This is a genomic window from Robertkochia marina (assembly GCF_004799345.1).
Lineage (GTDB): Bacteria > Bacteroidota > Bacteroidia > Flavobacteriales > Flavobacteriaceae > Robertkochia > Robertkochia marina.
In genome coordinates this window covers 887,161-902,400 of record NZ_SSMC01000002.1, presented here as the reverse complement: position 1 = coordinate 902,400, position 15,240 = coordinate 887,161, and the positions used below count along the sequence as shown (strand labels likewise).

Genomic DNA, 15,240 nt, shown 5'->3' with positions numbered 1-15,240 from the left:
ATATGGTGCAAAACATAAAAAAGCGATTCATTAAACCTAAGGCCTTGGCCTTTCTGGGATTTTTGTTGGTCTCATTTATTATCTGGCTAATGATCACCCTTTCCGGCAGCTACGTGTCTGATATCAGAATGCAGCTGGCCTATGAGAATGTACCGGAAGAAAAGCTGTTGCTTGGAGACCCTGATTCCTATCTGGACGCCAGTGTGTATGCCAGCGGGTATCGGTTGCTCAATTATAAAATATTCAGGGAGTCATTGTCATTGGATGTAGCTTCTTTTAACGAAGGAAGTCAGCGTTTTTTTATTACCAGGGCAGAGATGGAAAATAGTATGAAAGATCAGATGGAAGGCCTTGAAGTGCGCAGGGTATTTAAAGATACTTTGTGGCTTACCCTGGGAGAGAATACTTTTAGAAAGATCAAGGTAAGTCCGAATCTAACCATAGGGTTCCAGGAAGATCATGAGTTTAGTGAACCTTTGAAGATTATACCTGATAGTATTGAAGTAAGAGGCCCCGAAGACCTTGTTCGAAAAATTGACAGTCTTACCACAGCTTCCCTTGTGCTTAGAAATCTTAAAGATGATTTTGAGAAAGAGGTACAGGTTGTGATACCGGATTCGTTAAACGGATTGCAACTGAGCCGGGAGTCGGTGGTGATCTCCGGCAAGGTAGCCCGATATTCAGAGAAGATCCTTGAAGTGCCCCTGGTGGTTGAAAATGTACCCGAGGGGGTGTCGGTAAAAACCTTTCCGGCAAACATAAGAATATTGTGTAAGGCTGATATTGATGATTTGAAGCGGGTGGTTCCTTCAGGATTCAGGATTAGTTGCGACTATAATGAAATTTCGAAAAACCCTGCCTTTTTGCTGCCCAGGGTAGAAGAAAAACCATCGTTTGTAAAATCGGTGACCTTGCTCGATACCAAAGTTGAATATTTATTAAAGCGATCATGATCATAGGTCTTACAGGGGGTATAGGTAGTGGAAAGTCAACAGTGGCTAAGATGTTTGCAGATCTTGGCGTGCCTGTTTTTATAGCCGATCTGGAAGGCAGAAAACTCCTGGAGGAAGATGAGGCAGTGATCAAAGCGGTAAAAGATCTGTTTGGCCCCTCAGCCTATGAAGACGGAAAGCCAAACCGACCCTATATAGCTTCTGTAGTGTTCAGCGACCCTGAGAAACTCAGGCAGCTGAACGCCGTTATTCATCCGGCTGTAGCGGCCAGGTTTAAAGAATGGCTTTCCCGAAAGCATGCTCCTTACGTGATCTACGAAGCCGCTATTCTTTTTGAGCATGGCGGACACAAGAATTGTGATGCCGTGATCATGGTAACAGCCCCTAAAGAAATGCGAATATCAAGAGTAGTGCAAAGAGACCGTGTAAAACGGGAAGAAGTACTACAAAGAATGGACAATCAATGGCCGGAAGAGAAGAAAATTCCTCTGGCTGATATCGTGGTAGAAAACATTGATTTGGATGAAACATTGAGAATAGTGGAAAAAATCCACCAACTTTATGTTAAAAATTGAAAAACCTCAAAAATTTTAACATTTTTGTTAACCTTAGGTTAAAACGTTAACAAGGGTGATTCCAAACACTTAATTTTGATGCAATGAGTAGACGCTTATTTGTCCTTCTGGTGGTCCTGATGAGCCTGTCTTTGATCGGTATAATCTTCGTACAAGGGTACTGGATCAAGATGGCGGTAGAAGATAAGGAGGAACAATTTTCGAATACGATCTCACAGGTGCTCCAGGAGGTCTCCACCAAGATAGAAGAAAAGGAATTCCGGGAGACTTATGGATACTACCTCAGATTATATGACAGCCTCGACCTGTCTCAGGTAAGTAATTTTAAAGAGTTCATGGTGATCATTCCGGATGATCGTAATAATGAAACCTTTATATACAGGCATGGAATTCTGGAAGAAGATTACCAGATTCCGCCTTCGTTCATTGAAAACAGCAATGATTCGCTGACCGTTAGAAATTTCACATCCAGGAGAACTGCAGAAGTGGTTCGGGAAGAAATGGGCATTGATGGCAAGGTGTTGAGCCCTATGGAGTATATAGAAAAAATAGGCAACCTACCTCGTATCGAGCGAATAGCCATGGAAGATATTTTCAGGGAGCGTGGTAAAAGGCTTCCTATTCATTCCAGGGTAAAAGTAAAAGATATAGACCTGTTATTACAGCAGGAAATGCGCAACCACGGTATCGATCTCGATTATGAGTTTGGTATCTATAGCCGCGGCCTGCCTACACGGGTTAAAACAGATGGGTTCAAAGGATTAAGAAGCTCTTCCTACAAGACTCCGGTCTTTAGAGATAGTGAAGGAGCAAGTGATTACAACCTCCTCATCGGGTTTCCTGAAAAGAAAACCTTCCTGATATCTTCCATCCTGGGTATGGCCATGCTTTCTGTGGTGTTTACCCTGATCATCATAGTGGCCTATTCCAGTGCCCTGTATCAACTGATTCGTCAAAAGCAGATCTCTGAGATAAAAACGGATTTCATTAATAATATGACGCATGAGTTTAAAACGCCTATTGCGACCATTAACCTGGCGTTAGATGCAATTAAGAACCCAAAAACCCTGGATGACCCTTCTAAGGTGAAAAGGTACCTGCAAATGATCAGGGATGAAAATAAACGGATGCACGCCCAGGTTGAAAATGTGCTGAGAATATCGAAGCTTGAAAAAAATCAGCTCGATATCAGTAAGGACAAAGTAGACCTTCACGACCTTATCGAAGAGGCAGTGGCCCATGTAGAACTGATCGTAGAGAACAGGGGAGGGCAGATCAAACTGAATCTCGATGCCGACAGGAAAGAAATTCTCGGTAATGAATTTCACCTGACCAATATTCTGGTGAATGTACTCGATAATGCGAATAAATACTCTCCTGTGCGTCCTGAGATCGAGGTGCACACCGAAAATGTAAAAAACAACATCGTAGTGCGTATCTCAGATAAGGGAGCAGGAATGAGTAAGGCGGTATTAAAACGAATCTTTGAAAAATTCTACCGGGAGTCTACCGGTAATATCCATAATATTAAAGGACACGGGCTGGGTCTGGCCTATGTAAAAAGTATTGTGGATGACCACCAGGGCGAAGTTTATGCCGAAAGTGAAAAAGATAAAGGAAGTACCTTTTTTATAAAGTTACCTTTAATATAAACGTATATGGAAACAGTAAATAAAAAGATCTTATTGGTTGAAGACGACCCTAATTTTGGGGTGGTTCTTAAAGATTACCTGGCAATGAATGATTTTGATGTCACCCTCGCCAAAAACGGAATGGAAGGCTTTGAGAAGTTTCGCAAAGATAATTTCGATCTCTGTATTCTCGATGTCATGATGCCGTATAAGGATGGCTTTACCCTGGCTAAAGAGATCAGGGATAAAGATGAGAACATTCCGATCATTTTTCTGACAGCAAAGACCATGAAGGAGGATGTTTTGAAAGGGTATAAGGTAGGAGCCGATGATTATCTTAACAAACCTTTTGATTCTGAGGTACTGCTTTTTAAAATAAAGGCTATTCTGCAGCGTAAATCCACCGAGTCGTTGGCAGACAGTAAGCAATTTGAATTTCAGATCGGTAATTTTCATCTGAATTCAAAGCTTCGTTTCCTTACGTATAAAGAAGAAGACCCTATTAAATTGTCTCCTAAAGAAAATGAACTATTGCGTTTACTGGCACTACACGAAAATGACCTCATGCCAAGGGAGCTTGCCCTGACCAAAATATGGAGAGATGACAACTACTTCACTTCTAGGAGTATGGATGTTTATATCGCTAAGCTTCGTAAATATCTCAAAATGGATGACCTTGTTGAGATCCTGAATATCCATGGCGAAGGATTCCGGTTGGTGGTTAAAAAAGAGGCTGACAACAAGGATTAAGAATTACTGTTTTTATCATTATAGGAATCCCGGCATTTGCCGGGATTTTTTGCTTTATGCCGTTTTTTACGGCGGTTTCCTGTAGTCCTAACAGCTTTTACTTGTGTTCAGAGGTCGACCGTAATCTTTACGATCCTCACGGTTGTAAGAATATATCTATGTATCTCTTGAAATTATCAACACCTTAACCTGCTGTGAAACAGCAATGTAATACAAGTTATTAGCAAGATTAAACGTATTAATTTGCAGTTTTTTGCTGTTTTGGTAAGATTATACGTATCTTTTTCCCACAAACTAAATCAATTCATATGAAAAGACTGTTTCTAACGATGCTGTCGTTGTGGTGCTTTGCCTTTGGTATTGCGCAGTCCGTTACAGGAACTGTTACAGACCAGGAAGGTATTCCACTTGCGGGAGTGTCTATTATGATCAAGGGGACCAGTAGTGGTACCTCATCCAATTTTGATGGTGAATTTTCCATCAATGCATCAGCCAATGATGTTCTTGTATTCACTTATGTAGGGATGCAAACCCAGGAGGTTGCCGTAAACGGGAGAACAACCTTAAATGTAGCCATGCAAACAGACGCCCAGGCGCTTGATGAAGTAGTGGTTACTGCTCTTGGTATTCAAAGGGATAAAAAAGCCCTGGGGTATGCTTCACAGCAGCTTGATGCCGAGCAAATTCTAAATGTTCCTGAAACCAATGTGGTGAGCGCCTTACAGGGTAAGGTAGCAGGTGCGGTGGTAACCCGAGGGGGTGGAGCTCCCGGGCAGGCTTCAAGGATCGTGATTCGAGGAGTGAATTCTCTCGACCCGAATGCTGAGAACCAACCACTGTTTGTTGTAGATGGGGTACAGATCAGTAACGATACCTTTACCATAGGTGGGGGCGGATTCAGAGGGATGTCTAACCGTGCTTCAGATCTTAACCTGACCGATGTAGAAAGTGTATCGGTACTTAAAGGTGGTGCGGCTACTGCGCTTTACGGAGTTCGGGCAAAGAATGGTGCGATCATTATTACTACCCGTTCGGGGAAATCAGGGAGAACTCAGTTCAACCTTGTAGCCACCAGCGGACTTGATTACGTAAATAAGTTTCCGAAGGTTCAACAAGAGTATACCCAGGGATTCGCGGGAGAATATTCAGACGGGTTCTGGCCTACATGGGGTCCTACCATTGAAGAGGCCCGTGCTATAGATCCGGAACACCCTGAAACCATTTTCAATAACTTCAGAAATGCTTACCAGACCGGGTACAATACCAATCTTCACTTTGATGCTTCAGGAGGAAATGAGAAGGCTTATTTCTATGCTTCTCTCGGACACTTCTATCAGCAAGGGGTTGTGCCATTTGCAGATTTCGGAAGAATTTCAGCAAAGATCAATGGTAAGATCAATGTAGCTGATAATTTTCAGATCAGTGCTTCTGCCAACTATATCAACTCCGGAGGTAACCGTGTTGATGTTGACCTGTTCAATACGCGATTGATCTATTGGGCACCGGCGAAGGATGTAAATGATTACGAGTTTACCGAAGGTCCGTTAGCAGGAACCATGAAGGGCTACTACAATAATTTTACTTCGGGTAATAACCCTATTTATGGTGCAAAGACCAATAAATTGGAAGATGACGTAAATCGTATCATCGGTAATATGGGCTTTAACTGGCAGCCTTTTAACGGGATGGATGTTCAGTATCGCTTTGGTATTGACTATTACAACGACAACCGTGTAGGTACGGCGCCGGGTCCAACAGGAATTGAAGGTGAACTTACCTTTAGTAACAATGGTCTGGGGTATGTAGAAGAGAATAACATCAACAGCATGGATCTTAACTCTAACCTTATCACGACCTATCAAACTGATCTTTCTGACAGTTTCGGATTAACCGTTCGTGGAGGACTTGATGTTTTCCAGGAAAGTTACAAGCGTGTATCTACCAGAGGTTCAGAGTTGGATGTATACGACTTCTTTAACCTTAGCAATGCCTCTATTATTACTGCCAGCCAGGCTGAATTGAACAGAAGGTTGATCGGTTTATACGGGGAGGTGAGTTTAGACTACAACGATTACCTGTTCTTAACAATCACCGATCGTAATGACTGGACTTCTACCTTGCCAAAGGAGAACAGGTCATTTAACTATTACTCAGTGAGTGGTTCTGCAGTATTTACCGAAATGTTCGATGCTCCTGAGTGGATGGACTTTGGTAAGTTCCGTATTTCGTATGCAGAACGTGGGCAGGATCCAAGACCTTATGAAACCTCTAATGTGTACCGTCCTAATGCTCCCGGGTTCCCTATCGGGGAGGTTACCGGTTGGCAAAGAAACGGGTTGAGAGCAGATCCGAACCTTCAGGCTGAGATCTCTAAAGATTTTGAGATCGGTACAGAGTTTAAGTTCTTTGACAATCGTTTAGGACTTGATCTTGCCTGGTATACTACCGATGCAGAGCAGTCGCTGCTTAGTTTACCCGTGCCATTATCAACAGGTTACAGCAATTATACCACCAACGTGGGTACGCTTCGTAACCGGGGTATTGAAATGATCCTGAATGCTACGCCGATTCAGACACAGGACTTCAACTGGAATTTCCTGGTGAATTTCTCTACCAATAACAATGAGGTGATCGAGATCTTCAATGATGCTGACGGGATTTTCTTAGGAAGTGATTTCGGATACGCCGGAAGTTCTGCCTCTCAGGGAATCTATGTAGGACAGCCTGTAGGAGCTATCTTAGGTTCTTCCTATGCAAGATATTATGAAAATCCTGAGGATGAAGATCCTTTAGTGTTAGATGCTGATCGTCCGCTGTTGATCGGAGACGATGGTTTCCCGATCAGAAACGGAGATCAGAAGATCCTTGGAAATGCTACTCCTGATTGGATGATGAATATTTCTAATTCTATCAGCTATAAGAACTTTACCCTTGGCTTCCAGTTCGATATTCGTCAAGGTTTCGAAAAGTTCAACAACCTGGATAACTTTATGGCGGCATTTGGTATTGCTGACTATACGGTGAACAGGAATGATGTGGTTGTTTTTGAAGGGGTAACTGCCGACGGGCAGCCAAATACCCAGGAAGTTTATTTAGGTCAGGCAGACACTCCTGAATTCGAAGCGCTTAACGGAGGTTATTACCGGGCCAATTACCGTACGGTAACTGAGAACTTTGTTCAGGATGCCTCATGGGTGCGTTTACAGAATCTGAGCCTCTCGTATGCCCTGCCAACGTCTTTTGTTGACAGAATGGGATTAACCCGTGCGAGTTTCACCCTCTCAGGAACCAACCTGTTCTTATGGACAGAGTATAACGGATGGGATCCTGAAAGTTCGATCAATCCGGGCAATGCGAACGGATTTAATGGTTTGGCCGCTCACCCCGGGTTAAAGACCTATGCAGCAACTCTTAAACTATCATTCTAATATGAGAACTATGATGAAAAATATATTTTACCTTTTTGTTGCGGCATTGATCTTCACAGGATGTGATGACTACCTGGATATCAATGAAAATCCTAATGCTGCACTTGAGCCACCCCTGGAGGGACTATTGGCCAATACGACCTATAACTCCGGTCTTAATGTTTACAGGATCGGTGCTACGACGTCTTTCTATACCCAGTACCTGGCTTCTCCGAACGAGGCCAGTGCCATTGATATTTATGAGCGTGTAAATACCGATGGTGCCTGGAGTAATATTTACAGAATGCTTGCAAATATTTCTGATCTGCAAATGTTTGCCGAGGAGACATCCTCTGTACACTATACCGGGATCGCTAAGACTCTCACAGCTTTTAATCTGGGTATGGCCGTTGATGTTTGGGGAGATATTCCTTACTCTGAGGCCCTGAACTTTCAGAGCTTAACTCCGGCATATGACGGGCAGGAAGCTTTGTACCAGGAGATCGTAACGCTTTTAGATGCGGCTATTGCTGATTTTAATACCGAAAACCTTGGTTTGCCGGTTGATGGCGACAGCGACTTTCTGCATGGAGGAGATATTGCGGCCTGGACCAAAACTGCTAATGCTTTAAAAGCGCGTTACCTGAACCATTTATCCGGTTTAGGAAGTTATGATGCTAACGCTGTACTTGCAGCCGTAGACGGTGCCTATACCAGCAATGATGACGATGCTCAAATTTCAGAATTTCAGGTGCGTAACCCATGGGGGCAGGTGGCTGTAAACAATGCCGGACTTGTTCTTGGTGGATGGTTGTCTGAGCAGGTGGTTGATGCCATGAATGGTACCACCTTCGGAGTATTCGATCCAAGATTACCACTCATTACCGACCCGCTTCCTGACGGAGTAACCTACAGAGGTACCGTAAACGGAGAAGGACGTATAGGAGATGGAACCACCCCTGAAGAATCTGTTCTGACTACTGATGGTTTCTTCTCATCAAGTGATTCGCCTCTCTTTGTGGTAACCTATGCTGAAGTTAAGTTTATTGAGGCTGAAGCGGCTTTAAGAGCCGGCGATGCCGCAAGAGCTTATGACGCCTATATTGAAGGAATTACTGCCAGTATGGATAAGATCGGGGTAGACCCTGCAGATCGTGATGCATACCTGGCGGATCCGGTTGTAGGTGTTGGTTCAGGAAGCCTGACACTTGACCTGGTTTTCAAGGAAAAGTATGTGGCTATGTTCCTGCATCCTGAAGCATGGGTAGATGCCCGTAGATATAATCACGCTTATGCTGACTTTACGCCACCGACCAACAATGAGTTAGGAAGTGAGTATATTGCCCGTTTCGATTATCCGGATACAGAATATCTGAGAAACCCGGGACAACAACCTACGGTTACCCTGACCGATAAATTATTTTGGGATGCGAACTAACCAACCCTTTTATATAGCTGTGTTTTAAACAGCAGGAAAAAGCCTCTTCTTATGAAGGGGCTTTTTTTGTGGTCGGACGGGGTTTACGGGTAAGCAGGTAGGTGGGTAGTTGGATAGGTGAATGGGAGCACCCCTTCCGTCTTCAGCAAAGCTGAAGACACCTTCCCCTTAAAAGGGGGAAGAGGAAAGTACTACTAAGCGCAATCCTGCTCGAAAACGTCCACCACAGAATCAACCATGTATTCGAATTAATCCCCTCCTTTGTAAGGAGGGGTGTGCACTGCTATCGCAGTGCACGGGGTGGTTCGTCTGTTACACATCGGATGCACTTAGAATTCAATAAAATGAAAAAGCCCCCGGGCGTACCCGGCGGCTTTTTCTATCATGGAATGGTTGGTTGGTTAGATGGGGAAGTTAATCCTTGAAATCAAGGTTTAAATTCAGGTTCTTGCCCTGCTTTTGTACGATGGCCGGATTGCCACGGTAACTTACATCACCTCCTGAATTTGATCGGATATCGATCTTTTCACTGGAATATACCGTAATGTCAGCTCCGCTGGTGGCTTCAGCACTGGCATTCTGAGCATCCAGTTGCGCAGCATCAATATCGCTGCCACTGCTGGCGTGGGCCGTTACATTGGTGGTTTTTCCGGTCACCTCAATGTCTGAACCGCTGGAGGTTTCCAGGTAAAGGTCGGTGGTTTCAACCTCCACTTCAATATCGGCCCCGCTCGAGGTTTTTAAATGCAGGGTGTTGGCCTTGATCACGCCCATGCTCCATAGATCGGCACCACTGTTACTCTCCAGCTTTTTAATATCGGGAAGGTTGACAAAAACTTTTTTCGAGGTGGCTCTTCCGATATTTTTCTTACAATGAATCTTAAGGGTATTGCCTTTAATTTCAGTAAGAATGAGGTCATGAAGGTTCTCATCGGCTTCTACCGTAATGGTTTGGTCATTGCTTTGGTTGATGATAATGTCGAGTCCTTCAGAGGCTTCTACACTGTCAAAATTACCTTCCAGTACCCGGTCGGCAGTAACCACGTTCCCGTTACCTCTTTCCCCACCGGTAATAAAGTCCATTTGGCAGGAACAGAGGGTTAAAGAAAGGATCAGGGCGGTTAAAACTTTTACTAACGTACTCATAACTGTTGATTTTGATTCCGGTTGCCCGGTTGATTGATGATATGGTTTGTTTATTTATATGGTTTCAGGTTCAATGTTTTCAGTGTCGGTAGAGTCATTAACCTCTTCCGGAACCTCTGTTGCTTCACTTTCTGAATTTTCTTCAGATGAAAGGGTGCTTTCGCAATCCAGGCATTTTACCGTGTCTTGTTCTGTTACCTCGTATATATGCTGGGTACGTCCCTGCAGATAATCGGTATACCCCTTGTCGCCCTTTACTCTGAAATACAGGCTGGAGGTAGCGTTAAATTTTATCCTTGTCCCGGGTGTTAAATAAAACGTTACGATAACTTCCTGTTCGCGATACTTGTTACCGACCCCGGTAGTCCAGAAGTCATCAACTTTTACCATATCACCTTCAGTCTCCAGGTTGTACACCACCTTTTGTGCCCGGTCGAACGCATCGTCATAGGTGGCACCTTTGGCTCGTTTCTGTATCTCTACATACGAATTGTTCTCATCAGAGCTTTTGATCCAAAATTCCACTTCATCAGAGTAGATATATTTCTCGTCGTCAACAGAAACTATATCGAAATCACTGTCGTTAAAAAACCTTCCGGTAAAGTTCGGATCAGATTTTACATGGATAGACAAGGTGTCTGTTGGCTTCACGTCAAGTGTTATGGTCTCAGAAGCCTTCCCTGAAATAGCCCTCAGGGAGGTTTGCTGAATACCCAGTGAGATCAACCCTGCAAGCGATAAGATCCATATGGCTAACAGGGAGAATTGTGCTACCCTGCCTAATGAGTTCAGGTTGTTAATAAGGATCTTTAACCCTAAATAAAACAGGATAAAGAATGGTATTCCTACGACAAAGAAGGTCATCAGACTGATCAGCCAAAGCGGCGCATCGACATTCATCATAACCAGTTCCTGCCAGTGTGGTCCTCCAAAAAGATTTACAGAACCTGCAGTAAATAGGGCTACCAGTAACCCGATAAGGGTCACGGCTGCAACGATGATCAGGATGATCCCTATAAATTTACCCACCACTCTGAACAGGGCGGTAAATATACTACCAAGAGTATCGAAAAACCCTCTGGAACCATCCTTTACCGACTTTCCCACCTTTTCGTAGTCTACGTTTTTTACCTTTTCGGTAACAGTATCAAAGCCTTCTTTGATCTTTTTTTCAATATTGGTAATATTTACCGGTTCGCCGGTCATGGCGATCTTTTCTGCTGTGGTCTTAGCCTCAGGAACCAGAATCCATAATAGCACATAGGCCACGATTCCAAACCCGGAAAATACGGTGGTCACAATGAAAAGCAGTCGTATCCAGATCACATCGATACCCAGGTAGTGGCCCAGTCCGGCACTTACCCCAGAAACATATTGGTTCTCGGTATCACGGTAAAGTTTCTTGGGTTGTTTATACCCTTCGGAAGCTCCTTTGGCAGGCTCTTCATCAGAAAAAATTTCCTCATCTACCATATAATCTTCGGGTTGTCCCATGATGGCAATGATCTCATCGACCTCTTTAACGGTGATCACCTGGCGGTCGTCTTTTTGCCTTTCTTTAAAGAGTTCGGCGATCCTGGCCTCGATATCGGCCATGATCTCGTCGCCGCCGGGGGTGCCGGAAAATGATCTTTTGATCGCTTCAAGATACCCCTGCAGCTTTCTGTATGCATCTTCATCTACGTGAAAGAAGATGTTTGCAAGATTTATGTTGATTGTCTTATTCATTGTTAGTGCTTTTAGATCGGGTTACTAGGTTTACTGCGTTTCTCAGTTCGTCCCAGGTAGCGTCCAGCTCCTTGAGAAAATTGGTGCCGTCGTCGGTCAGGGCGTAATACTTACGCGGTGGCCCGGAAGTCGATTCCTCCCACCGGTAGGTGAGGAGCCCTGCATTTTTCAGCCTGGTAAGTAAAGGGTAAATTGTACCCTCTACCACAAGCATCTTGGCGTCTTTGAGGGTGTCAAGGATCTCAGATGCATACTGGTCTTCACTTTCAAGGATAGAAAGTATACAGTATTCCAAAACCCCTTTCCTCATTTGCGCCTTTGTGTTTTCTATATTCATGGTTACATAATACTTTAAGTTAAACTGTTCGCTTTTTGATTGATGATTGATTGTTGATTGATTGATGATTACATGGTTGCTACTTTATGAAATTGATGGTGATAGGATAATTATAGGATATGCCTTTGCTGGCTCTTATTCCTGCAATGATGGTACACAGCACGTCCAGAACGAACAGACCGAAGATGAGCAATCCTGCGATGCCTACCGGGATCATGCCCACACTTAAATCGTACAGGCTTTGTACCGGAAGGTCTATGTCGTGGGTGTTGTGCTCCAGGATATTGGCCAGTTGAATAAAATCAAAGGCCGTGAACAGCACAAAGGGAATACATATAATACCCAGGAATAAGCTGTATAATAAAATACTGATCTGAAAATTTAAGGCATTCTTTCCGTTCTCATCTATAAATTCAGACCGGTCCTTATTCGAAATCCAAAGAATAAGGGGTAGAATAAAATTCCCAAATGGAATAAAATATTTCGAAAAGGTCGAAATATGAATGATGGCGGCTAGGTTCATTTGATGTTTGTTGATGGTGGTGTCCATGATACTGATTCGTTTTTTGATTGATGTTATGGCAGATAATTTACTTTACCATGTAATTTCTTATACAAATATATATCCAAAAGAAGGTATTATGCAATACAAAGTACTGTAATTTAACATTTATTTAAGAATTAATCGATTTTCGGGTGTGATTTATAATCAATAATTTAGGGAGCTCATCCAAAAAAACATACGTATTGACACCTTCAAAACTTAACACCTTCACCTTGTTTAAATTACCTTCGGCCTGGATCAGTGGGGTGCGGGTAGAATCGTTTGACGCCAATAAGGCTGTTACCCGGGTAAAACATCGATGGATCAATCAGAATCCGTTTAATTCGATGTTTTGGGCGGTTCAGGGCATGGCGGCAGAGCTGGCAACAGGGGTGTTGGTCATGTCAAAGATCCGTGCTGCCGGGAAACCGGTAAGCATGCTGGTACTTAATAATAAGGCTACCTTCTCTAAGAAGGCTACAGGAACCATTCGCTTTACCTGTGATGACGGTGAAAAACTCGATGCCATAATGACCCGGGTGCTGGAAACAGGTGAGGGGCATACCTGCTGGATGCGTGCCGTGGGTAAAGATGAAGCCGGAGATGTTGTCTCTGTTTTTGAATTTGAGTGGACCCTGAGGCGAAAAGATCGTTGAGGGGGTGTAACAATTTTCCCATAATCTTCACTTATAGAGTAAATCAACTTAAACTTTAATAAGAATGAATGCACACGAGATCGATTATCAAATTTATGGAGAAGAAATGCAATATGTGGAGATCGAACTTGATCCGCAGGAGGCTGTAGTGGCAGAAGCGGGCAGTTTTATGATGATGGAGCAGGGGCTTAAAATGGACACTATTTTTGGTGACGGCTCCAATCAGGACAGTAGTGTACTGGGTAAGATCTTTTCTGCCGGTAAACGTTTGCTAACGGGAGAGAGTTTGTTCATGACCGCCTACCTGAATAATGATGCGGCCAAACGCAAGGTAAGCTTTGCGTCTCCTTATCCGGGAAAGATCGTTCCCATTGATCTCACGAATTACGGGGGGAAGTTTATTTGTCAGAAAGATGCCTTTTTGTGTGCAGCCAAGGGGGTTTCTGTGGGTATAGAATTCTCAAAACGTCTCGGGAGAGGGCTTTTTGGTGGTGAAGGTTTCATCATGCAAAAACTGGAAGGAGACGGGATGGCCTTTGTACATGCCGGAGGTACCCTGGCAAGAAAAGAACTTCAGGCCGGAGAGGTACTGAAAGTAGATACCGGATGTATTGTAGGCTTTACCCAACATGTTGACTACGATATTGAATTTGTAGGCGGGATCAGGAATACGGTGTTTGGCGGCGAAGGACTTTTTTACGCCACCCTGCGCGGCCCCGGTGTGGTGTACATACAGTCATTACCCTTCAGCCGATTGGCAGGCAGAGTATTGGCCAGCATACCTCGTACGGGAGGCAAGCAAAGGGGAGAGGGCTCTGTTCTTGGCGGCCTGGGTGACCTTCTTGATGGGGATAACAGGTTTTGATAGCCGGCGCAGCCGGCGGGTTACGAAGTTAAGAGGTTACGGAGTTACGAGGTTATAAGTGCTATTTTATTTGTTGCTCCTTTTTCTCTTTGAATACTAAGAGGAATAATAAGATCAGTGATACAAAGGTGAGTATGGACGGTGTAAAGCTTGAACAGGCTCACTTTATCATTTATAATTGCATTGAAATTGCTAGTCCGTTCAATAACAGAATGTTCAATCCTGTAAGATAATAGATCGGTTTCTGCAGTTTTCCTAATGTTTTAAATGAGATCAAAATGATGATGATGCTAATGATTACCGGAATGATGCCATAAAGGAGGAGTTCAAGATCCTTAAGGTAACTTTTATAATATTCGCAAATGCACTGTTTTAGAAACCTCGCTGAAGGAAATCCGGGGCGTGCAGCCTAAACCTCCCCGTAGTTTAATCTTTTTTGTAGAAGGGTTCTGTTTGATTTAAAAAATAATCAGAAATACCATTTTCAAGATCAATTTGAATAAAATCGATTATTTCATTTGGTAATATTTTTTCAGCTAGTGGTCCGGCTTCTCTTGTAATTGAAGATAAACTTCCTTCAATTTCGATCGCTATAATTAAATGGGGAAGTTTTTCGGTTTTATCCATTTTAATAGCACCTAAATATGCAGCGTTTACATGTTGCTTCTTATAAAATAGTTCAGATAAAGCCCTGACTAGTTCATGTGGATACTTTGCAGGTTGTCCAATTTGAACTTCAGTATCTTGCTCAATTATAATTTCATTGGTTTTGTCAAAGATTGAGCCATTCAACAAACTTTCTATTTCACTTGGAATTAACTCTTTTCCAAAGTCAGAATACGGGTTTAGGATGAGTGTTGAGCCTTTGGTTATACTAAGTAAGTTTTGACCCTTAAGAGCTAAATACGGCAATTTTTCTCTTATATAGCCTTTGTCAAATATTCTGTTAGTGGAAGTAAATACAGGTATTTTACCATCTTCAAAAGTTGCAAATTGAACTTTCATGTCTTTTTCCAACATTCTGACTTCTTCCTCAGAAGGGTAATGATTATTGGTTATAACAACGAAATCATTCAAAAGTAACTTTTCGTAAAACGCTGTTCTTGCAGATACATTCGTAGTTGCATCCATCAAGGTTTTTTCCAGCTCATTTTCGGGGAACGTTGCGTCAGTTTTCCTTCTTTTAAATATGTCAAATAATCCCATTCTC

13 protein-coding genes are annotated in these 15,240 nt (G+C 43.2%); 8 read left to right on the top strand and 5 right to left on the bottom strand.

Features of this window, described 5'->3' with window-relative positions; translation table 11 throughout:
* Positions 1-2 precede the first annotated feature (2 nt).
* From E7Z59_RS10385 to E7Z59_RS10360, 6 genes are all read left to right on the top strand, one after another.
* Positions 3-953, top strand: coding sequence for a CdaR family protein (locus E7Z59_RS10385; protein ID WP_136336250.1), 951 nt, complete (start codon positions 3-5; stop codon positions 951-953).
* Complete coding sequence (gene coaE / locus E7Z59_RS10380) at positions 950-1,528, top strand: dephospho-CoA kinase (protein WP_136336249.1); 579 nt, start codon at positions 950-952, stop codon at positions 1,526-1,528. Before E7Z59_RS10385 ends, coaE begins: the two co-directional genes overlap by 4 nt.
* Positions 1,529-1,611: 83 nt before the next feature.
* Positions 1,612-3,180, top strand: a complete 1,569-nt coding sequence (locus E7Z59_RS10375; RefSeq protein WP_136336248.1) for a sensor histidine kinase — start codon at positions 1,612-1,614, stop codon at positions 3,178-3,180.
* Between the two features lie 6 nt (positions 3,181-3,186).
* Entirely contained in the window at positions 3,187-3,909 is a 723-nt protein-coding gene (locus E7Z59_RS10370; RefSeq protein ID WP_136336247.1) for a response regulator transcription factor, read from the top strand.
* 308 nt (positions 3,910-4,217) lie between these two features.
* Complete coding sequence (locus E7Z59_RS10365) at positions 4,218-7,337, top strand: SusC/RagA family TonB-linked outer membrane protein (protein ID WP_136336246.1); 3,120 nt, start codon at positions 4,218-4,220, stop codon at positions 7,335-7,337.
* A gap of 10 nt (positions 7,338-7,347) precedes the next feature.
* Positions 7,348-8,754, top strand: coding sequence for a SusD/RagB family nutrient-binding outer membrane lipoprotein (locus E7Z59_RS10360; protein WP_168731285.1), 1,407 nt, complete (start codon positions 7,348-7,350; stop codon positions 8,752-8,754).
* A 414-nt stretch (positions 8,755-9,168) separates the two neighbouring features.
* Here the strand turns inward: E7Z59_RS10360 and E7Z59_RS10355 are convergent, their stop codons facing one another.
* The 4 genes from E7Z59_RS10355 to E7Z59_RS10340 all read right to left on the bottom strand — a co-directional run bounded on the left by E7Z59_RS10355 (position 9,169) and on the right by E7Z59_RS10340 (position 12,515).
* Positions 9,169-9,900 carry a head GIN domain-containing protein gene (locus E7Z59_RS10355; RefSeq protein WP_136336244.1) on the bottom strand — a complete coding sequence of 244 codons (732 nt, stop codon included), beginning with the start codon at positions 9,898-9,900 and terminating at the stop codon, positions 9,169-9,171.
* Positions 9,901-9,954: 54 nt separating this feature from the next.
* Positions 9,955-11,628 (bottom strand): PspC domain-containing protein, encoded by a 1,674-nt coding sequence (locus E7Z59_RS10350; protein WP_136336243.1) that lies wholly within the window; start codon positions 11,626-11,628, stop codon positions 9,955-9,957.
* A complete protein-coding gene (locus tag E7Z59_RS10345; protein ID WP_136336242.1) occupies positions 11,621-11,965 on the bottom strand; it encodes a PadR family transcriptional regulator in 345 nt (114 codons plus the stop codon). Before E7Z59_RS10345 ends, E7Z59_RS10350 begins: the two co-directional genes overlap by 8 nt.
* A 79-nt stretch (positions 11,966-12,044) precedes the next feature.
* Positions 12,045-12,515, bottom strand: coding sequence for a DUF4870 domain-containing protein (locus E7Z59_RS10340; protein WP_136336241.1), 471 nt, complete (start codon positions 12,513-12,515; stop codon positions 12,045-12,047).
* Positions 12,516-12,712: 197 nt separating this feature from the next.
* Here E7Z59_RS10340 and E7Z59_RS10335 point away from each other — a divergent pair, with 197 nt between their 5' ends.
* Together E7Z59_RS10335 and E7Z59_RS10330 are read left to right on the top strand one after the other, a co-directional pair.
* On the top strand, positions 12,713-13,165 hold the full coding sequence (locus tag E7Z59_RS10335) for a DUF4442 domain-containing protein (RefSeq protein WP_136336240.1): 453 nt from the start codon (positions 12,713-12,715) through the stop codon (positions 13,163-13,165).
* 64 nt (positions 13,166-13,229) lie between these two features.
* Positions 13,230-14,030: a TIGR00266 family protein gene (locus E7Z59_RS10330; protein WP_136336239.1), complete on the top strand. Its 801-nt coding sequence runs from the start codon at positions 13,230-13,232 to the stop codon at positions 14,028-14,030.
* Between the two features lie 426 nt (positions 14,031-14,456).
* On the opposite strand, the gene E7Z59_RS10325 is transcribed toward E7Z59_RS10330, so the two are convergent.
* Positions 14,457-15,236 (bottom strand): enhanced serine sensitivity protein SseB C-terminal domain-containing protein, encoded by a 780-nt coding sequence (locus tag E7Z59_RS10325; protein WP_136336238.1) that lies wholly within the window; start codon positions 15,234-15,236, stop codon positions 14,457-14,459.
* Between the last annotated feature and the right edge of the window lie 4 nt (positions 15,237-15,240).

What these genes read in the sequence shown, in the direction of transcription:
- E7Z59_RS10385 (WP_136336250.1), top strand. Translation starts at nt 3, where the DNA reads ATGGTGCAAAACATAAAAAAGCGATTCATTAAACCTAAGGCCTTGGCC.
- coaE (WP_136336249.1), top strand. Translation starts at nt 950, where the DNA reads ATGATCATAGGTCTTACAGGGGGTATAGGTAGTGGAAAGTCAACAGTG.
- E7Z59_RS10375 (WP_136336248.1), top strand. Translation starts at nt 1,612, where the DNA reads ATGAGTAGACGCTTATTTGTCCTTCTGGTGGTCCTGATGAGCCTGTCT.
- E7Z59_RS10370 (WP_136336247.1), top strand. Translation starts at nt 3,187, where the DNA reads ATGGAAACAGTAAATAAAAAGATCTTATTGGTTGAAGACGACCCTAAT.
- E7Z59_RS10365 (WP_136336246.1), top strand. Translation starts at nt 4,218, where the DNA reads ATGAAAAGACTGTTTCTAACGATGCTGTCGTTGTGGTGCTTTGCCTTT.
- E7Z59_RS10360 (WP_168731285.1), top strand. Translation starts at nt 7,348, where the DNA reads ATGATGAAAAATATATTTTACCTTTTTGTTGCGGCATTGATCTTCACA.
- E7Z59_RS10355 (WP_136336244.1), bottom strand. Translation starts at nt 9,900, where the DNA reads ATGAGTACGTTAGTAAAAGTTTTAACCGCCCTGATCCTTTCTTTAACC.
- E7Z59_RS10350 (WP_136336243.1), bottom strand. Translation starts at nt 11,628, where the DNA reads ATGAATAAGACAATCAACATAAATCTTGCAAACATCTTCTTTCACGTA.
- E7Z59_RS10345 (WP_136336242.1), bottom strand. Translation starts at nt 11,965, where the DNA reads ATGAATATAGAAAACACAAAGGCGCAAATGAGGAAAGGGGTTTTGGAA.
- E7Z59_RS10340 (WP_136336241.1), bottom strand. Translation starts at nt 12,515, where the DNA reads ATGGACACCACCATCAACAAACATCAAATGAACCTAGCCGCCATCATT.
- E7Z59_RS10330 (WP_136336239.1), top strand. Translation starts at nt 13,230, where the DNA reads ATGAATGCACACGAGATCGATTATCAAATTTATGGAGAAGAAATGCAA.
- E7Z59_RS10325 (WP_136336238.1), bottom strand. Translation starts at nt 15,236, where the DNA reads ATGGGATTATTTGACATATTTAAAAGAAGGAAAACTGACGCAACGTTC.